The 17,251-nt window shown below is 50.2% G+C and carries 20 protein-coding genes and 1 pseudogene; 12 read left to right on the forward strand and 9 right to left on the reverse strand.

Annotated elements, in window-relative coordinates; translation table 11 throughout:
• On the forward strand, positions 1 to 522 hold a 522-nt coding region (locus Q0231_RS00515; RefSeq protein ID WP_299343640.1), incomplete at its 5' end, for a HAMP domain-containing sensor histidine kinase.
• Positions 523 to 528: 6 nt separating this feature from the next.
• Here Q0231_RS00515 and Q0231_RS00520 read toward each other — a convergent pair.
• Both Q0231_RS00520 and Q0231_RS00525 read right to left on the reverse strand, forming a co-directional pair.
• The gene (locus Q0231_RS00520; RefSeq protein ID WP_299343642.1) at positions 529 to 1,176 is read right to left on the reverse strand and encodes a YitT family protein; all 648 of its coding nucleotides are present in this window, start codon (positions 1,174 to 1,176) and stop codon (positions 529 to 531) included.
• A gap of 105 nt (positions 1,177 to 1,281) precedes the next feature.
• Positions 1,282 to 1,518, reverse strand: coding sequence for a hypothetical protein (locus tag Q0231_RS00525; protein ID WP_299343644.1), 237 nt, complete (start codon positions 1,516 to 1,518; stop codon positions 1,282 to 1,284).
• A gap of 95 nt (positions 1,519 to 1,613) precedes the next feature.
• On the opposite strand from Q0231_RS00525, the gene Q0231_RS00530 reads away from it, so the two are divergent.
• From Q0231_RS00530 to Q0231_RS00550, 5 genes are all read left to right on the forward strand, one after another.
• A complete protein-coding gene (locus tag Q0231_RS00530; protein ID WP_299343646.1) occupies positions 1,614 to 2,507 on the forward strand; it encodes a LysR family transcriptional regulator in 894 nt (297 codons plus the stop codon).
• Positions 2,508 to 2,644: 137 nt separating this feature from the next.
• Positions 2,645 to 2,848 (forward strand): hypothetical protein, encoded by a 204-nt coding sequence (locus Q0231_RS00535; protein WP_299343648.1) that lies wholly within the window; start codon positions 2,645 to 2,647, stop codon positions 2,846 to 2,848.
• Positions 2,849 to 2,911: 63 nt separating this feature from the next.
• Positions 2,912 to 3,121: a hypothetical protein gene (locus Q0231_RS00540; protein WP_299343650.1), complete on the forward strand. Its 210-nt coding sequence runs from the start codon at positions 2,912 to 2,914 to the stop codon at positions 3,119 to 3,121.
• Between the two features lie 81 nt (positions 3,122 to 3,202).
• Positions 3,203 to 3,631, forward strand: a complete 429-nt coding sequence (locus Q0231_RS00545) for a hypothetical protein (RefSeq protein ID WP_299343651.1) — start codon at positions 3,203 to 3,205, stop codon at positions 3,629 to 3,631.
• 130 nt (positions 3,632 to 3,761) lie between these two features.
• Positions 3,762 to 4,475, forward strand: a complete 714-nt coding sequence (locus Q0231_RS00550) for a hypothetical protein (RefSeq protein WP_299343653.1) — start codon at positions 3,762 to 3,764, stop codon at positions 4,473 to 4,475.
• Here Q0231_RS00550 and Q0231_RS00555 read toward each other — a convergent pair.
• Positions 4,460 to 5,875 (reverse strand): short-chain fatty acyl-CoA regulator family protein, encoded by a 1,416-nt coding sequence (locus Q0231_RS00555; RefSeq protein WP_299343655.1) that lies wholly within the window; start codon positions 5,873 to 5,875, stop codon positions 4,460 to 4,462. The two genes, Q0231_RS00550 and Q0231_RS00555, sit on opposite strands and share 16 nt — an antisense overlap.
• A gap of 267 nt (positions 5,876 to 6,142) precedes the next feature.
• Between Q0231_RS00555 and Q0231_RS00560 the strand changes: the two genes are divergently transcribed.
• The 6 genes from Q0231_RS00560 to mce all read left to right on the forward strand — a co-directional run bounded on the left by Q0231_RS00560 (position 6,143) and on the right by mce (position 13,310).
• Positions 6,143 to 7,675, forward strand: a complete 1,533-nt coding sequence (locus Q0231_RS00560) for an acyl-CoA carboxylase subunit beta (RefSeq protein ID WP_269394719.1) — start codon at positions 6,143 to 6,145, stop codon at positions 7,673 to 7,675.
• 53 nt (positions 7,676 to 7,728) lie between these two features.
• Entirely contained in the window at positions 7,729 to 8,121 is a 393-nt protein-coding gene (locus tag Q0231_RS00565; RefSeq protein ID WP_299343658.1) for an endonuclease domain-containing protein, read from the forward strand.
• A gap of 17 nt (positions 8,122 to 8,138) precedes the next feature.
• A complete protein-coding gene (locus Q0231_RS00570) occupies positions 8,139 to 8,516 on the forward strand; it encodes a RidA family protein (protein WP_269394769.1) in 378 nt (125 codons plus the stop codon).
• A 239-nt stretch (positions 8,517 to 8,755) separates the two neighbouring features.
• The gene (locus tag Q0231_RS00575; protein ID WP_299343660.1) at positions 8,756 to 10,762 is read left to right on the forward strand and encodes an acetyl/propionyl/methylcrotonyl-CoA carboxylase subunit alpha; all 2,007 of its coding nucleotides are present in this window, start codon (positions 8,756 to 8,758) and stop codon (positions 10,760 to 10,762) included.
• Positions 10,759 to 12,903 (forward strand): methylmalonyl-CoA mutase, encoded by a 2,145-nt coding sequence (gene scpA, locus Q0231_RS00580; protein ID WP_299343662.1) that lies wholly within the window; start codon positions 10,759 to 10,761, stop codon positions 12,901 to 12,903. Before Q0231_RS00575 ends, scpA begins: the two co-directional genes overlap by 4 nt.
• Entirely contained in the window at positions 12,900 to 13,310 is a 411-nt protein-coding gene (gene mce, locus Q0231_RS00585; protein ID WP_299343664.1) for a methylmalonyl-CoA epimerase, read from the forward strand. The genes scpA and mce overlap by 4 nt, the downstream gene beginning before the upstream one ends.
• A 316-nt stretch (positions 13,311 to 13,626) precedes the next feature.
• Here mce and Q0231_RS00590 read toward each other — a convergent pair whose 3' ends face one another.
• The 6 genes and pseudogenes from Q0231_RS00590 to Q0231_RS00615 form a co-directional block, all read right to left on the reverse strand.
• Positions 13,627 to 13,767 carry a hypothetical protein gene (locus Q0231_RS00590; protein ID WP_269394725.1) on the reverse strand — a complete coding sequence of 47 codons (141 nt, stop codon included), beginning with the start codon at positions 13,765 to 13,767 and terminating at the stop codon, positions 13,627 to 13,629.
• Between the two features lie 257 nt (positions 13,768 to 14,024).
• On the reverse strand, positions 14,025 to 14,369 hold the full coding sequence (locus Q0231_RS00595; protein ID WP_269394726.1) for a multidrug efflux SMR transporter: 345 nt from the start codon (positions 14,367 to 14,369) through the stop codon (positions 14,025 to 14,027).
• 30 nt (positions 14,370 to 14,399) lie between these two features.
• Positions 14,400 to 14,723, reverse strand: a complete 324-nt coding sequence (locus tag Q0231_RS00600; RefSeq protein WP_299343668.1) for a hypothetical protein — start codon at positions 14,721 to 14,723, stop codon at positions 14,400 to 14,402.
• 87 nt (positions 14,724 to 14,810) lie between these two features.
• Positions 14,811 to 14,954: a hypothetical protein gene (locus Q0231_RS00605; RefSeq protein WP_299343670.1), complete on the reverse strand. Its 144-nt coding sequence runs from the start codon at positions 14,952 to 14,954 to the stop codon at positions 14,811 to 14,813.
• A gap of 29 nt (positions 14,955 to 14,983) precedes the next feature.
• The gene (gene murD / locus Q0231_RS00610; RefSeq protein ID WP_299343672.1) at positions 14,984 to 16,273 is read right to left on the reverse strand and encodes a UDP-N-acetylmuramoyl-L-alanine--D-glutamate ligase; all 1,290 of its coding nucleotides are present in this window, start codon (positions 16,271 to 16,273) and stop codon (positions 14,984 to 14,986) included.
• Positions 16,263 to 17,251: pseudogene (locus Q0231_RS00615) on the reverse strand (hypothetical protein); the annotation flags it as partial. The pseudogene Q0231_RS00615 and the gene murD, both read right to left, overlap by 11 nt.

Genomic DNA, 17,251 nt, shown 5'->3' on the forward strand with positions numbered 1-17,251 from the left:
GACCTTAGCGCTTTGGAGCGCGGAGAAAAAACATGGGTAAATGAGCCGGTAGATGTCACTAAGGTGCTGCAGCGCGCTGCTTTAGTTTGCGACCCATTGGCGAAATCGTCCGGCATCAAAATTCGATCTTTAGCAATTACTGATGCACCTTTTGCCGATGCAAATGGTGACCGGCTCTGCCAAGTGTTTATCAACCTAATTTCAAACGCTATCAAATATAATGACAGCAAAGATCCCTATGTGGAATTGAGTATGAAACGGGTGGGGAAACGGCTGCAAATTGAGTTTCAGGACAATGGGCCAGGTATTGCCCTGAAAGACCGTAAGCGCGTGTTCAACAAGTTTTCGCGGGGTCACCGCGGTGTGTCCAATGCGCAAACCGGGTCTGGCTTGGGCTTGGCCATTAGTTCGCAAATCGTTGGTCATATGAACGGTAAATTGGATTTGGTGCGCGGCAACGGTGAGGGCGCATGTTTTAGGGTCACCCTTAATCTGGCGCCATCACCTGAATCTAGCGATTAGCTTTGACTATTTTTTGCTGTGTTTTTCTGCCACAAAAGCGCCTGAAAACCCAACGTATCGGCCGGGTCTAAAGTTCATCGCGATCACGAGATTGAGCACCAATGCACCAACAATTGAGAGCAAGACTTTATCTATGGGTAGCACAAAAAACGCACCCACAAGAATTGCCATATCGATACCCATCTGCAAATAGCCCGCGCGAATGCCGTAGTTTTCTTGCAAGAAAACCGCTAAAATATTTACGCCGCCCAGACCTGCTTTGTGGCGGAAGAGGATCAATAATCCTGTGCCCATTAAGATGCCGCCAATGATGGTCGCAAAATAGGGGTTTAAGTGCTCAAAGCTGATCCACGTTGGGGTGACCTGAACAAGCACAGAAACAAGCGCAACCGCGCCGAATGTTTTGATCGTATAAGAGGGCCCAAGGCGTTTCCAGGCCAACCAGTAGAAGGGCAAGTTGAGCACAAAGAATAAGGCGCCAAAGCCAAATGGAGTTACATAGTTGAGCAGAAGTGCAAGGCCGTTGATGCCGCCAGTACCCAATAGGGTATGTTTGTACAAGGTGACGCCTAAAGCAACCAACAGTGTTCCAGTAACAATGGCAATTACATCTTCATGCCATTTGTGTTGAATGTCCGTTGCTGGCTCTACCATTTGCCGATTTCCATTTTCTTTGAATTTGCTGGCCAAGGGCTATCGGCATTGTGCACTTTTGGCAAGCGCTTTGCGGCGCGGCGGGTGACCGCGCCACAATGGATGTTATTGAATTTTTTCAATAAAGCTGTTTGCTGCGAAGTTAAATATAAGCGCAGAAACAACTGCAAGTGGAATGGCGTAAGGGGCAACTTGGCCAAGTGCGTTTCGCCACGCTGGCCAAAAGGGTGCGCCTTCAGGAATGTTTTGCAGCACCAAGATTGCTGGCAAGCATGTGACCATCACGATCATTATGCCCAAGCCAACAATAGGTTGGCGCAGGCGGGCTGGTAGTTTTTGCATTGGGTCTCTCCAGAATGTTGCATGTTTCATTCTTCCTGTTTAATGTTTCAATATTGTTGGGTATATATTGAAATCGGTAAGTTGAAATTGCATTTATGAAATCATTGGATTTGAACGCTTTAAGTTGGTTTTGCGAGATGGTGGAAGCTGGCAATATGACCTTGGCCGCTAAGCAGCTTGGTGTGTCGGCACCCACTTTGTCGCGCAATTTGGCGCAACTTGAGGAGCGCGTGGGCCAAAAGCTGTTGCATCGCAGCGCCAAGCGTTTTCAGCTCACTACGGCTGGCGAGCGCTATTATAACGCGCTAAGCGCTGGATTTTCCCATTTGCAAGAACAGATTTCACTGCTGAGTGACGATGGCGAAACCTTGCGCGGTTCCATTCGGGTGTCTTGCCCAGAATCAATGGCGATTGACTATTTACATGGCTGGGTAGTGGAGTTTTTAAAGTTGCATCCAGAAGTGGATATCAATCTTAAATTCGCGATCAATGATCAGCAATTCATTGATGAACAATTGGATTTGTCGCTGGTTGTGTTGCCGCCGACCCAGCCCGGGTTGGTGCAAAAGAAAATCTTTGACACAGAAATGTGGGTGGCTGCGTCGCCAGAGTATTTGGCAAGCCACGGCGCGCCAACGGTACCGCAAGATTTGCCAAAGTTTGATTTGCTCACTTCGGACCCGGCCAAGGGGTGGGGGTTTATCACACCAGATGGGCGTTATGAATTAACCCCTACGCCGCGCTATGTCATCAGTTCAATTCGTGGTGTGGTTGATGCGGCTGTGAATGGTTTGGGGATCGTTTATGGTCCAAGGTTTTATCTGCAAGCGCCCGTAGATGACAAACGTTTGGTGCGTGTGCTTACCGACTTTAAGACCGAGTTGCGCCATGTCTACATGGTCTATGCGGACAAGCGGTTGATGCCGACGCGGGTGCGCGCATTCAAGGCTTACGTTGAAGAGCGCTTGATGAAATTCTCAATGCTGTAGTGCGTGCGACCAGGTTGGGTTTCTTTGGTTTCCGGCTTATTGCCACTTCCCCTACAATTTGAACAATCATTCTAACTGGGCCTTATTTCGGGTTTGGTAAAGTGCTCCTTGAAGTTTTGAATTCAGGGAGAAGCGGCATGAGCTCGCTTTCAAGCGTTGGGCGCGGATACTCCATCACCCAACCAATTGAAGATCAGATGAAAGTCACCATCGCCAAAGCGAAGCTGAGCGCGGTGGAGGCGGCCAATACCGCAAAATTGACCGCGCTAAATCAGGTGGTGGAAGAGTTGCATCTTACCGATGCCCAAGGCGTTGGCACGCTATTGGATATTGATGTTTAGTTTTTGAGAAAGTGCCTTAGAAAATGCGTTGCTAAGGCTGCAACCTTATAGGAGGGAAGATATATGAGTGCAGTAACAGGTGTGGGCTTGGCCCCAGTATATGAGCGACCGGATCCGGTTAAACAACATTTGGATGTGGCGCGCGAAGGCGAAAAACGCGAAAAAATTGAAGCAGCGGATAAAGAAAATATTCAAGTGCTGCAGGAACGGCGCGAGCAGATCAAGGCGCCTGTGAACAAAGGCGAGGGCACATTGGTCGATAAAGAAGTCTAGCCTATACCCAATGCGGGAATTGAATTAGCCTAACGGCTCGATCTAAAGACGGACCAGTTTCAATAAAGGAATTGGTCCGCAATGACGAAGTTTAATCAAAGACTTGTCCGCGCATTTTGCATCTATGACTTTATGGGTCTAGGGCTTTTTGCGCTGCCTATTGTCGGTAGTCAGCAAGTGGTTACTTACAGCTATGCCAATCAAAGGTTGGGCGGCATGCCCCTAAGCGTTGAAGACCCATTTGCCCAACTCAGCCTGTGCTTGCTTGGGTTGTTGGTAATTGCGTGGGGAATATGGCGGTGGATGGATGCCTCGCCACAAATTGCATTTTTCGAAGGCTGTTTGCGGTTTACCTATGGCCCGGCCATGCTCTGGTTTGGCATTCAATTCTACATGCCCATATTTGTAGTTGCTGGTTTGGCTGATTTGGCCATTGGGCTTGGCCATATGTGGAGCGCAAAGCGCGCTGGCTTTGAGATTAGCGCTGTGTCACCTAGGACTGCATTATAACAAGGCTTGCCCGACTGCCATTATAGTCGCCGGGACGAACATGACCTCAGATCAAAACTGATGTTTGACTTGAATCATAATGTCCGTTGGGCAATCGCCTATAGTCCCTCAGACTTTTGGAGGTGGCGCTATGCATGACGATATCAACGAAACTAGGAGGATTTCGGCTCGATGGGGTGCTTTCTTGGCGTTCAGTGTCGCGTTTTTATGTCTGTTCACCTTCTTCTTCGCATTCCAAGCAATTCCTGTGGTTGGCAGTTATTGCATTGCAGATTGCGTCGCTTATCCATTTACCGAAATAGGGTTGCGCTATCCAATAGACTTCATGTGGATGTATCCAGCGTTGGTGCTGGTCGTTAACACGGCATTGCTGTTTCTCATGTTGTTGATGAGTGTTGACGCGTGCAAACGCTTGCCAGCGGCCGTAAGTTTTTTCTTTGTTGCGGCATCGAGTTTGGTTTTGTTTGGCGCATACTTTGTGCAGGTCACCGTTTTGCCTGCGCAACTGCTTTTGGGCAGAACTGAGGGCTTGGTTGTCTTCTCTCAATATGATGAATACGGCGCGTTTATTGCGCTTGAAGATGCTGGATATTTGCTGTTGGCATTTGGGATGGGATTGCTCTGGGCTATATTTCGCAAAGGTGATCAGCTCGAAAAGTGGATCGCATTGATTGGCGCTTTCTGCCTGTTTGCAACGCTTGCAGCCCTTGCCTTTTATAGCTTTGCCTATGGTTTGTTGCGCGGTTACAGATTTGAAGTAGCGGCGATTAGCATCAACTGGCTTGGGCTTGTTCTTGTTGGCGTTTTGCTTGGTCTATGGTTCCGCCGTCAAACAATCTCATAAGGCACAACGTTTCGCTCGTCAGGGGAGATAGAAATCTCTGCGGCGATGGGGGGAACGGAGCGTTGGGAGCAGTTGCGGCGTTCGCAGATGCGGCAGGAAATACCGATGGGATCGAATGCAGCGGTGTCAGAAATGTCCAAGTCTTCTGAATAAATCAGTTTATGTGCATGGGTGATTTCACACCCCAAGGCATAGGCATAGCGACGCGTTGGCTGGCGATATCCACCGGCGCGTTTTTCGTTGATCCAAGCAAGGCATAAATATCGGTTGCCGTCGGGTGTTTCAGCGCGTTGGCGGATAATTTCTGTTGGGAATTCAAAGGCACGGTGCACGTTCCACAAGGGGCACGCGCCGCCAAAGCGGGCGAATTGCAAAGCGGTTGCGGAGTGGCGTTTGGTGATGGTGCCTGCTTGGTCAACCCGCGCGAAGAAGAACGGTATGCCGCGGTGTTGGGGGCGTTGCAATGTCGATAGGCGATGCGCCACTTGCTCTAAGCTCGCGCCAAAACGGTTGGCCAGCACTTCAATATCGTAACGTACGATCTCGGCTTCTTTGAGGAAGGCGGTATAGGGCATCAGCAATGCGCCAGCGAAATAATTGCCCAACCCGATGCGGCAGATGGCGCGTGCTTCTGGGCGTTTAAAGTTTGCTTTTTCCAGAATATCGTTGATCAGGCTCGCTTGTTCCAGCAGGGCCAATTGGTTCGCCAGTTGAAAGAACTGAGTGGGTTTTTCAAGCGATGCATTAATGCGGATAATCCGTCTGGTGCGGTCGAACTGACGGATCATGTCGCGCTTGTTGGGCAGCACAAACTCCACGTTGAGTTCATGCACTTCCGCACAATAGGCCACAAGTCGCTCAAGCTTTTGGTGGTGGTTCAGGGAGGCTTCTTTGGACAATTCTTCGGCCGCGCGGTCCAAGTCATCCACGTAATTGTCGGCATAATGAAAGAAGTCACGAACCTCTTCATAAGAGGTTTGCAAATTGCCCGATTGTTCGCGCATCAAAACGTCATCCACACCTGCCATGCGCTCGTTTGATTTTTTATAGGCTTCATAGAGCCGTAAGAAGGCATGTGCTGCATCTGGTGTGTTGGTGGCGAGGTTTTTCAACTCCTGCAACCCCGGCGGTGCATCTGCAAATATTGGATCAGCAAATATCTCTTTGAGGTCAACAATCAAGCGATCTGATTTGTCAGCGAGTAGGGTGGTAACGTCCACATTGAAGGTTTCGGCCAGCCCAAGCATGATCGAAGCGGTAACCGGGCGTTGGTTATTCTCGAGCTGGTTCACATAGCTTGTGGAGATATCCAAGCGATTGGCAAATTCAGCTTGGGTAAGCTTGTTGGTTTCGCGCAATGCGCGAAGCTTGATGCCTGCAAAGATTTTGCGTTGTGCCATAGTTATTCCTTGTTGCCGCCACCGGTCGCTGCGCTCCCGTCCCCGGCACCCCGCCGGAGTGCCAGCCATTTGCTTTGGTCGGACCTAGCCCGTCACGCAATTGGCAATGCGGCTTGGGAGGCAGATATGTACAGTTTCACAAATTACACAATTTTACAATTCACAATGTGAAAGGAGTGTTCTTGTACACCTTTTCAGCCCTTCGCATGGAACGGGCAACACGCTAGGCTGTGCCCAACAAATCAAAATGAACACGCGGGGCACCTCATGCAGGAAATCATTGAGCAGCTAGAACACAAGCGCGGCGAAGCTCGTTTGGGCGGCGGTCAGCGCCGGATCGATACGCAGCATGGCAAGGGCAAGCTAACCGCACGTGAGCGTTTGGATGTGTTGCTTGATCCGGGTAGCTTTGAAGAATATGACATGTTTGTCACCCACCGCTGCACAGATTTTGGCATGGAAGAAAACATCATCCCCGGCGATGGGGTGGTGACCGGTTGGGGCACCATTAACGGCCGTTTGGTTTATGTGTTTTCTCAAGACTTTACCGTTTTTGGCGGCTCGCTTTCAGAAACACACGCGCAAAAGATCTGCAAAATCATGGATTTGGCTGTGCAAAACGGCGCGCCAGTGATCGGACTGAACGATAGTGGCGGCGCGCGTATTCAAGAAGGTGTTGCTTCGCTTGGCGGCTATGCGGACGTGTTCTTGCGCAATGTGATGGCGTCTGGCGCTGTGCCGCAAATTTCAGTTATCATGGGCCCATGTGCAGGCGGCGCGGTCTATTCACCTGCCATGACCGATTTCATCTATATGGTGAAAGACACAAGTTATATGTTTGTGACCGGTCCTGATGTGGTAAAAACCGTTACCAACGAAACAGTGACCCAAGAAGAGCTGGGCGGTGCTTCAACGCACTGTAAGATTTCTTCAGTTGCAGACGCTTCATTTGAAAATGATGTTGAAACATTGCTCGAAGTGCGCCGCTTAGTGGACTACTTGCCCCTAAATGCAAATGAAAAGGCCCCGAAGGTTGACGTGAATGACGTCGTTAATCGCCCGGATATGAGCCTTGATACCATCATCCCGGACAGCGCCAATAAGCCATATGATATGAAAGAGGTGATCTTAAAAATCGCAGACGAGGGCGATTTTTTGGAGCTCCAAGCCGAACATGCGGCAAACATATTGACCGGCTTTATTCGGCTAAACGGCCAAACCGTGGGGGTTGTGGCCAACCAGCCGATGGTGCTGGCCGGGTGTTTGGACATTAACTCATCCAAAAAAGCAGCGCGTTTCGTGCGCTTTTGTGATGCGTTTAATATCCCCATTCTAACCTTAGTTGACGTGCCCGGTTTCCTCCCCGGGACCGCGCAGGAGTATGGTGGCATCATCAAGCATGGCGCCAAACTCCTGTTCGCCTATGCCGAAGCAACAGTGCCAAAAGTAACCGTGATCACCCGAAAAGCCTATGGCGGCGCCTATGACGTTATGGCCTCCAAGCACATCCGTGCCGACGTAAACTACGCGTGGCCCACCGCTGAAATCGCCGTGATGGGCGCAAAAGGCGCAACCGAAATTCTGTACCGCGCTGAATTGGGCGACGCCGACAAAATCGCCAAGCGCACAAAGGATTATGAAGACCGTTTCGCCAACCCATTTGTGGCAGCCGAGCGCGGCTTCATCGATGATGTGATTATGCCGCACAACACCCGCCGCCGCGTGGCGCGGGCGTTTGAAACGCTAAAGAACAAGCAACAGTCGATGCCCAAGAAAAAGCACGACAATATTCCGTTGTAGGGAACAAAAGACCGTTTCCCTCCCCCTGGTGGGGAGGGACTAAGGGTGGGGGGATGAGCAAGAAACGCGCAAGAGAGTTGCGACAAAATGCAACCCCACCTGAAAAGGAAATGTGGAAAATGTTACGCACACTGCGCGCGGATGGTTTTCACTTTCGACGGCAAGTGCAGCTAGGGCCGTATTACGCAGACTTTGTCTGCCACTCGGCCAAGTTGGTGATTGAAATTGATGGCGACACGCATGGGTCGCCGGAGCAAATGGAATTTGATCGGAAACGTGATCGGTTTTTGCAAAGGCACGGATACACAGTTTTGCGATTGACCAATGCTGAAGTGATGAAAAACATGGAAGGGGTATTTGATGTGGTTCAAAATGCGCTTGCGTCGTCCCCCCACCCCAACCCTCCCCACGATGGGGGAGGGAGCAGAATGAGGAACAACAAATGACTGATCCACTATTTCATATGATTTCAGATGGTCCACGGCCGGTGGCGCCATTTTCTCATGCAACCGAAGCCAATGGTTGGATTTTTGTCACTGGGCAAATGCCGACTGACCCAAATGCACCGGACGCGCCGTTGCCGGAGGGGATTGAAGCGCAAACTATCCGCGTGATGGAGAACCTCAAGATTGTTTTGGCGGGTATCGGTTTGGACCTGAGCCACGTGATGATGGCGCGGTGTTATTTGACGGATTTTTATGGCGACTATGCGCAGTTCAACGAAACTTATCAGTCGTTTTTCCCAGCGGATCGTCGTCCCGCGCGCACGACAATTGGCGTGACGGGTTTGGCGCTTGAGGCGCTGGTGGAAATTGATTTTGTGTGTCGTCGGCCTGAGTAAACCAAGTGGTTCCCTCCCTCGTCATCCTCGGGCTTGACCCGAGGATCCATCGGGAATGGTCAGCGCTACATGGGTTGTCGGGTCAAGCCCGACAATGACGAAGAAAAATGGACGTGCTTCTTTGCCCTCGGGGCATTCCCGGACTTAATCCGGGATCGAATTGAAATAGGTCCCGGATCAAGTCCCGGACAGCCTAAACATAAACTCTCGCATTGCGCGAACAAGGAATGGATGAGCAAATGTTCTCAAAAATCCTAATTGCTAACCGGGGTGAAATTGCCTGTCGGGTGATTAAAACTGCCAAGAAAATGGGCATCAAAACGGTTGCTGTTTATTCAGATGCGGACCGCGAGGCGCTGCATGTGGAAATGGCTGATGAGGCTGTGTACATTGGTGGTTCGCCAGCGGCTGAAAGTTACCTGCTTGCAGACCGGATCATTAAAGCCTGTAAGGATACAGGCGCAGAAGCGGTGCACCCGGGTTATGGATTTTTGAGCGAAAACGCTTCATTTTGCGAGGCGTTGAAACAAAATGATATTGTCTTTATTGGCCCACCAACCAAAGCCATTGAGGCGATGGGTGATAAGATCACTTCGAAGAAAATTGCGGCTGAAGCGAATGTTTCAACAGTTCCTGGGCATATGGGATTGATCGAAGACGCGGAAGACGCGGTAAAGATTGCCAACAAGGTTGGCTATCCGGTGATGATTAAGGCTTCGGCCGGTGGCGGCGGCAAAGGCATGCGGATTGCCTGGAACGATGCCGAAGCGCGTGAGGGTTTTGACCGCTCCAAATCCGAAGCTGCATCAAGTTTTGGCGATGATCGGATTTTTATTGAGAAATTCGTCACCGACCCGCGTCACATTGAAATTCAAGTGCTGGCCGATAGTCACGGCAATTGCATTTATTTGGGCGAGCGCGAATGTTCCATTCAGCGCCGCAACCAAAAGGTGATTGAAGAAGCGCCTTCGCCGTTTTTGGATGAAGAAACACGCAAAAAAATGGGCGAACAGTCCTGCGCTTTGGCGCAGGCGGTTGGTTACACAAGCGCTGGCACGGTGGAATTCATCGTGGATGGCGACAGAAATTTCTATTTCCTTGAGATGAACACACGGCTGCAGGTGGAACACCCTGTAACCGAAATGATCACAGGGATAGACCTAGTGGAGCAAATGCTCCGCGTAGCGGCGGGCGAAAAGCTTGCAATCGGCCAAAATGAGGTCACGCTCAATGGGTGGGCAATTGAGTCCCGGCTTTATGCTGAGGATCCCTATCGCAATTTCCTCCCCTCTATTGGCCGTTTGACACGTTATCGCCCGCCGTCAGAAATTACCACAGATGCCCTTATTGTGCGCAATGATACTGGGGTGTTTGAAGGGGGCGAAATCTCCACTTTTTACGATCCGATGATCGCTAAATTGTGCACGTGGGCACCCGATCGTTTGACGGCCATTGAAGCCATGTCCGATGCGCTAGATGGGTTTGAACTTGAAGGCATTGGCCACAATATTCCGTTCCTTTCTGCTGTAATGGAGCAGGACCGGTTTAAAGAAGGTCGTTTGACCACTGGCTATATTGCTGAAGAATTCCCTGAAGGATTTGATGGGGTCGAACTGCCAAAAGCTTCACTGAAGCTTCTAGCGGGATTGGCCGCCCATATGGCCCACCAAATTGAGGGTCGTGGCTTTTCAGAAGCGACCACACTGGATCTGGCGTCAAATGGCAATCAGCGTAGCGTGATTATTGGCGAAAATCGTTTTGACTTCTCAGTGCAAAAAGACGCGGTGATTTGGCAGGACCGAGAAGACAATTTTGAAACGCTGATCCGCATCGACACGGATTGGGCACCGGGTGATACGCTGGCCAAGGGCCGCGTGGGCGATGAAAAGCACATGGTGGTGCAGGTTAAACGCACCTCCTACGGGTTCAAAATGCGCTATCGTGGTGCGGACTTAAAGGTACAAGTATTGCTGCCTCGGGTTGCTGACCTAATGGAGCATATGCCGATTAAATTGCCACCGGATATGTCTAAATATCTGCTCTGCCCAATGCCCGGCCAAGTGGTGCGCATTGAAGTTGAAGAAGGCGACGTGGTTGAAGACGGTCAGGCGCTTGCCATTGTTGAAGCCATGAAAATGGAAAACGTGTTGCGTTCTGAAAAGAAAGCCCGCGTGAAGTCGATTTCGGCAGGCATTGGGTCTGTGTTGGCGGTGGATGAAGTCATCATGGAGTTTGAAGAGCTATGAGCATCAAATCCGACACATATGCCAAGTGGCAGGGCATAGCAGAGGGTGAATTGCGCGGCAAAGCACCTGCTGATCTTGAAACCCAATATGGCGAGGTAGATGTAAAACCCGTCTATTTTGCTGAAGACGTGCCCCAAAGCGCAACCGAAGCGATGCCGGGCGAAGCGCCATTTACCCGTGGCGTGCGGGCAACCATGTATGCCAACCGCCCTTGGACGATTCGTCAATATGCGGGTTTTTCAACAGCGACTGAGAGCAATAAGTTTTACCGGCAGGCGCTTGAAAAAGGGCAAAAAGGCTTGTCCGTTGCCTTCGATTTGGCAACGCACCGCGGCTACGATAGTGACCATGAGCGTGTAACGGGCGATGTGGGTAAAGCTGGCGTTGCCATCGATAGTGTTGAAGATATGAAAGTTTTGTTCGGCGGTATTCCGCTGGACGAAATGTCAGTGTCGATGACCATGAATGGCGCCGTGATCCCTGTTTTAGCGATGTTTGTGGTGGCCGCTGAAGAGCAGGGCGTGAGCCAAGATAAGCTCTCAGGCACCATCCAAAACGATATTTTAAAAGAATTCATGGTGCGCAACACCTTCATTTACCCGCCAGAACCAAGCATGCGGATCATTGCGGATATTATTGCGCACACGGCTGAATTCATGCCCAAATATAATTCGATTTCGATCTCTGGCTATCACATGCATGAAGCGGGCGCGACGGCTACTCAAGAGCTTGCCTATACGCTTGCTGACGGCATTGAATATGTTCGTGCAGCGCAGAAAAAGGGCTTGGACATTGATGCGTTTGCCGGGCGTTTGTCGTTCTTCTTTGGCATCGGCATGAACTTCTTTTCCGAAGTGTCTAAATTGCGCGCTGCCCGTACGCTTTGGGCTGACATCATGAAAGATTTGGGCGCAAAGAACCCGCGTTCGATGATGCTCAGAACGCACTGCCAAACATCTGGCGTGTCGCTGACTGAGCAAGATCCTTACAATAATGTGGTCCGCACAGCTTATGAAGCGATGGCTTCGGTTTTGGGCGGCACGCAAAGTTTGCACACCAACTCGTTCGATGAAGCGATTGCGCTGCCGACGGAGACATCGTCTCGTATCGCGCGGAATACGCAGCTTATTTTGCAGCACGAAACGCGTGTGACAGACGTTGTCGATCCGTTGGGTGGTTCCTACTATGTGGAAAGCCTAACGGCTGACATGGTGGCGAAAGCTGGCGCAATGATTAAAGAGATCGAAGCGCAGGGCGGCATGACCAAAGCCGTGCAAGAAGGCACACCAAAGCTTGAAATCGAACGCGCAGCAGCAATCCGCCAGACGCGGGTTGATAAGGGCGAAGACGTTATTGTGGGCGTCAACCGATATCGGCTGGATCAAGAAGATGATCTGGATATTTTGGACATCGACAATAAGGCCGTGCGGCTTGAACAGATTGCTTCAATCAAGAAAATCCGAGAAACGCGGGACTCCGTTAAGTGGCAAGAAACCCTTGATGTATTGCGCGATGTGGCCAGAACTGGCGAAGGCAATTTGCTTGCCGCAGCCATTGATGCAGCACGTGCGCGGGCAACGCTTGGCGAGATATCTGATGCGATGGAAGAGGTGTTTGATCGGCATAAGCCGTCAACCAAAGTCATCTCCGGTGTTTACGATCATCAATATGGTGACGACCCTGAGTACAAAGCGGTCCAGTCGCGGATTGCAGATTTTGGCGTTGAACAAACGCGTAAGCCTTCGATTTATATCGGTAAAATGGGCCAAGATGGTCACGACCGTGGCGCAAAGGTGATCGCCACTGCGTTCGCTGACATGGGCTTTGAAGTCCATATTGGAGATCTGTTCGAAACACCAACTGAGGTTGCGGATAAAGCCATTGCGCTGCAAGTAGATAGTATCGGTGCATCTTCTTTAGCGGCTGGTCACAAAACGCTGATCCCAGAACTCATTGATTTGCTGAATGAAAAGGGTGCTGGCCATATCTCTGTTTTTGCCGGTGGCGTTATCCCGGAGCAAGATTATCGACACTTGCGTGACGCGGGCGTCGCCGACATTTTTGGGCCTGGTACCAATGTGCTCGATGCGGCAAACGCTGTGATGAGCCGAATTGAAGGCAAGTTGAGGAACGAAGCATGATCGGTCGATTAAACCATGTTGCCATTGCTGTCCCTGATTTGGCGGCAGCGACGGCAAAATATCGGGATATGCTAGGGGCCGAAGTCTCTGCACCGCAAGATTTGCCCGAGCATGGCGTGACGGTTGTCTTTGTGATGCTCGAAAATACCAAAGTGGAGCTGCTTCATCCGCTGGGTGAGGGGTCACCGATTGCGGGATTCCTCGCAAAGAACGCATCTGGTGGCATTCATCACATGTGCTTTGAAGTTGAAGATATTCGCGCTGCGGCCAAAAAACTCAGCGATGAGGGTGCCCGCGTGTTGGGTGACGGCGAGCCGAAAATTGGCGCGCATGGCTTGCCGGTTTTGTTTCTTCACCCAAAAGACTTTGATGGCACATTGATCGAATTGGAAGAGCTTCCACAATAGCTAAAGCCTCGAACCATTGCTGGTCGAGGCTTTATGCCGCTCTCACATTCAATTCAATTCTCCAATTTTGGCAGTGCCAATTATCTGCTTTATTGCCACGAGCCGTCTAAGTGATTGGGAAGGGGTGCCCGACCTTTTTTAAGGGAGGAAATGCCGGGCGCAATCGCTTAGTAAATTGCAGTGAATTGAGCTGGTGTTTGTTGAATCATTGAGGTGTTAGACATATTCACCGAAAAATCCAATGCTAGGCCTGCTGTAACCAACATAAATGCCAAAGTTGTTGCTGCTAGAGTTTTCATTTTTGTTCCCCGTTAACTTACTGCTTGTTTGAAACGTTTAAGGCGGCTGCTTGTTTCTGTCGCGCTTGTCTTTTCACTTGAACCACAGCCCGCGTATTTGGCTGGTGGTAGCCATAGACAATCAGCGACATCGAAATGGTCAATAGTAGAAATGCCATGTCAAAACCTCCTCAACGTGTACTGCTTCATGCAGCACATTGGGGACAGTTTGGACCAGAGCGATTTTCAATCTCCCAATAAACTAGGTAAAGATTTAGAAAATTGCGGAAACTGTTATATTTCAGTTGGTTAGCGGGATGGTTCATTGTGGAGTTGGTTAAAAAACCTGAAAAAAGCGCCCATTTGCAGCATGCTAGCCTAAATGAATAGTTAACATACTGAAAGATAATGGTATTTTATTGGAATGCGCGTTAATCTAATGAATGGTCGCGGATTTTGAAAAAAGATGAATGACCAGCACTCCGGCCAATATCATGCCCATACCGGTGATCGCCGCAAAATCGAGGGGTTGCTTATAGTAGAGCCATCCAAAAATTGAGACGGCGACGATACCAACACCTGACCAGACGGCGTAAGTTATGCCAAGGGGCAGCGTTTTAAGCGTAAGGCTGAGGAAATAAAAAGCAACACCATAGCCAACAACAACGAGCGTTGAGGGAATGGTTTCAGTAAACCCATCAGATGCTTTTAGGGCAGAAGTGGCAACGACTTCGCCAATAATGGCGAGCAGAAGATAAAGATAGGCAGCGGGCAAACTCATTTCCAATTCGTCGTGTTGCGTGTTTTGAAATTATCGCGAGAAGCCCGCAACCAGCATGTCGCCGCTCACAAACCCATAGCCGGTGTTTGTCAATTCGCCATTTTTCATCCACGACATTTTAAAGATTTCACCGCTCGCAACAATTGTGAGGTCAAGCTTTATGACTTTGCCTTGCAACCAATATTCGACTTTATAGTCGCCTTCGTAGGAGTCTGACTTGGCGTTTGATGATTTTGCCAGCCCGATGCCGATTTCACTGTTCGTGCTCGCAGGGTCATCGTTGACCCACTCGGCAATCAATGTGCCGTCATCCTTGCCAAAGCGATATGTCACTAGTCCGAACGGATGTACCACAAAATATCTCCCAAAAAACTCTTTGAATCATACCAAACTAATTGGTTGGGTCAATTGGGTAAATTTGTTTGCCGCAATTAGTGGGGGTTAGCTAACAACCAGTTGGGACAGAAAAAAGCCCCCTTTGCCGACCAATATGCCGGTGGCGAAAATGAATACTAGCACAACGAAAGCGAGCAGCGTAAATTCGCCTGCGTTTAGCTTGTGAATAAAGCTTTTAAGTTTTGTCATTCCAGTCCTTTTGCACGATCTGAGTATATTTACGAGATGAATAGCTCTTTTGCCAGTTCCACAAACTTCTCGCCTCGTTCCACATAATCGCGGAAGTGATTGTAAGAAGGGGCGGCAGGAGAGAGGATGAGTAATTCGAATTGCTCACGCTTTTTGGCCAGTTCTAGCATTGCTTGGGTGAGATTATCCGCTTCAAATATGTCGACTTCAATGCCAAGTTCCGCGATCGCTTCAACCAGTCGGTGCCCGGTGTTGGGCAAGCAAGCTATTGTTGTAACTGAAGAGGTGCGGATATGATTGGCGAGGTCATGATAATCCTGTTCGCGGTCGAAACCACCAACGATCAGGCCAATGGGGTGATCAGGATAAGTGGCGAGCGCTGCTTTTGTGGCTTCCGGTGTAGTTGATATTGAATCATCAACAATCGTTAGGCCACCGATTTGATGCTCTTCCAGTCGGTGCGCAGGTGGTGCGAAGCTTTTAAGGCCCTCAAGGATAGCTTCTTCGCTTGCGCCAAGGCCTAGGGCAAGTTTGGCGGCAATCATCATATTGTCGGCGTTGTGCGGGCCCTTGAGTTTTGATTGGCGCATTGTGCCGTGTAGGGCGGCCACCATTTCAGCGGAAGGCCCAGGCAATTCATTTGCATATTTGGGCAGGTTGGCTTGAACCTTTTGGTTCACCGCTGCTTGCGAGCCGAGTGCATAACCATAGCGGCCTTCGCGGCGCAATAGGTTCATTTTGTCGTGGTAATATTGTTCAAGGCTGCCGTGCCAATCCACATGTTCGGGGAAAAGGTTGGTAAAGCCGACATAATCTGGTTGCAATTGTAGGTCGGCAACTTGGTAAGAAGAGAGCTCCATCACGATGATATCGTGGTCATCAAGGTCCAATGGGGCAACGCCGAAGTTTCCGCCCAAACAGGCATCTAACCCTGCGCATTTGAGCATTGTTTCAGTCAATTTTACCGTTGTGCTTTTGCCTTTTGTGCCGGTGACAGCAACAACCTTGGCGTCGCCGCGCCGATATTTGGCCCAAAGGTTGATATTGGTGGTAATTTCAACGCCCGCCTTTTGGGCAGCGATCAACTCTGGCTTGTAAATCGAGACGCCAGCGGAGCGCACCAAAAGCCCGACTTCTTTTTTGTCGATTAAGGTCTGCAGCTGAGCGGGGGAGATTTGCGTACAATCTTGGACGTCCGCATCGCCGCTATCTACTGTTACATAGACCTTGGTAAGCGGTGCGACTTCGCTCAAGAATTGTCTTGTGGACCTTGCCTCACGGCCTGCGCCGTAAAGAACGACTGCACCATCAATTTGCATTGCCAAACTCTTTTGTCTTTATCGATTTATAAATTTGCTCAGGGATAGCATGGGCATCGCTGGGCGTCATCAATTCGTCCCATGCCGTGTTGAGTTTGTTCGCGCCGTAGAATGCTTCCAGCTCTGGGGCGAGGGTTTTTACAACCACCATATTCTGCCAGTCTTTGATTTTAGACAATTGCCAAAGCGCTGCGGCGGCTTCCAATATCTCACCAACACATTCCCAAGGTTTGTGGCCGGTTAGTCCCGAAAGGTCGCGCATGGGCGCAAGCTTGTTGGCGTCGTCCAAAACATTTGCCCCCACGATGGCGGTCAAACGCTTTGGAGATGTGAAGGGCGCAAAAATGAGCGACACAAAATGGCATTTGGGGCAATTGCCGCACCATTTTGCGGGGCCGCTTGCATCTTGTTTAAAATTCTCGTTGCAGCTTGAAAATGCACCGTCAAACTTTGTCGAGCGTAAAAACAGGGCGGCGATGTGCAACTCGGAAAGCGGTCGCAACAAGGAGAAATAGCTCAACGCGCCGCCCGTTAGGCTTTCAAGTCCCTTTGCAAAGAGCTGCTCGAACGCCAAGCTTTTGGAATGTTGATGATTGACCTCACGGCCATCAAATTCCAGATTGCCTTCACTGGCAGAACGCTCATTGGACAGGATGATGTGGCTCTTTGTGTAGAGCAGGGCCACTAATGCGGCGATGATGGAGTTGATCGCGGTTGAGGGCACGTGGCCATTATAGAAACCGGGCTTTCCATTGAGTTTGAGCATCGATTGATCAAGATATCGCCGCACAAAGAATGCAGGTTTCTCCATACGCTCGATTGAGGAGATGATCGGACCCTTTGGGTTCACCGCAAATGGTGTGTAGGGCCATCCAGCCTCTTCCAACAAATTGATCGAAAGCAAAGAGTCTTTGCCCCCACCCACAAGAATTAGCGCTTCATTGGTGTTGGGGGGCGGCGCCACACAGTTTTCAGTTG

Origin of the sequence: uncultured Maritalea sp. (assembly GCF_937139385.1) — a bacterium.
GTDB lineage: Bacteria > Pseudomonadota > Alphaproteobacteria > Rhizobiales > Devosiaceae > Maritalea > Maritalea porphyrae_A.

Excerpts from the sequence above, each read along its gene's own strand:
- Q0231_RS00595 (WP_269394726.1), bottom strand. The coding sequence starts at position 14,369 with ATGAGTTTGCCCGCTGCCTATCTTTATCTTCTGCTCGCCATTATTGGC.
- Q0231_RS00520 (WP_299343642.1), bottom strand. The coding sequence starts at position 1,176 with ATGGTAGAGCCAGCAACGGACATTCAACACAAATGGCATGAAGATGTA.
- Q0231_RS00590 (WP_269394725.1), bottom strand. The coding sequence starts at position 13,767 with ATGGCATTTCTACTATTGACCATTTCGATGTCGCTGATTGTCTATGGC.
- scpA (WP_299343662.1), top strand. The coding sequence starts at position 10,759 with ATGAGCATCAAATCCGACACATATGCCAAGTGGCAGGGCATAGCAGAG.
- Q0231_RS00535 (WP_299343648.1), top strand. The coding sequence starts at position 2,645 with ATGAGCTCGCTTTCAAGCGTTGGGCGCGGATACTCCATCACCCAACCA.
- Q0231_RS00565 (WP_299343658.1), top strand. The coding sequence starts at position 7,729 with ATGAGCAAGAAACGCGCAAGAGAGTTGCGACAAAATGCAACCCCACCT.
- Q0231_RS00540 (WP_299343650.1), top strand. The coding sequence starts at position 2,912 with ATGAGTGCAGTAACAGGTGTGGGCTTGGCCCCAGTATATGAGCGACCG.
- Q0231_RS00550 (WP_299343653.1), top strand. The coding sequence starts at position 3,762 with ATGCATGACGATATCAACGAAACTAGGAGGATTTCGGCTCGATGGGGT.
- Q0231_RS00545 (WP_299343651.1), top strand. The coding sequence starts at position 3,203 with ATGACGAAGTTTAATCAAAGACTTGTCCGCGCATTTTGCATCTATGAC.
- Q0231_RS00555 (WP_299343655.1), bottom strand. The coding sequence starts at position 5,875 with ATGGCACAACGCAAAATCTTTGCAGGCATCAAGCTTCGCGCATTGCGC.
- Q0231_RS00530 (WP_299343646.1), top strand. The coding sequence starts at position 1,614 with ATGAAATCATTGGATTTGAACGCTTTAAGTTGGTTTTGCGAGATGGTG.
- murD (WP_299343672.1), bottom strand. The coding sequence starts at position 16,273 with ATGCAAATTGATGGTGCAGTCGTTCTTTACGGCGCAGGCCGTGAGGCA.
- mce (WP_299343664.1), top strand. The coding sequence starts at position 12,900 with ATGATCGGTCGATTAAACCATGTTGCCATTGCTGTCCCTGATTTGGCG.
- Q0231_RS00605 (WP_299343670.1), bottom strand. The coding sequence starts at position 14,954 with ATGACAAAACTTAAAAGCTTTATTCACAAGCTAAACGCAGGCGAATTT.
- Q0231_RS00560 (WP_269394719.1), top strand. The coding sequence starts at position 6,143 with ATGCAGGAAATCATTGAGCAGCTAGAACACAAGCGCGGCGAAGCTCGT.
- Q0231_RS00525 (WP_299343644.1), bottom strand. The coding sequence starts at position 1,518 with ATGCAAAAACTACCAGCCCGCCTGCGCCAACCTATTGTTGGCTTGGGC.
- Q0231_RS00570 (WP_269394769.1), top strand. The coding sequence starts at position 8,139 with ATGATTTCAGATGGTCCACGGCCGGTGGCGCCATTTTCTCATGCAACC.
- Q0231_RS00575 (WP_299343660.1), top strand. The coding sequence starts at position 8,756 with ATGTTCTCAAAAATCCTAATTGCTAACCGGGGTGAAATTGCCTGTCGG.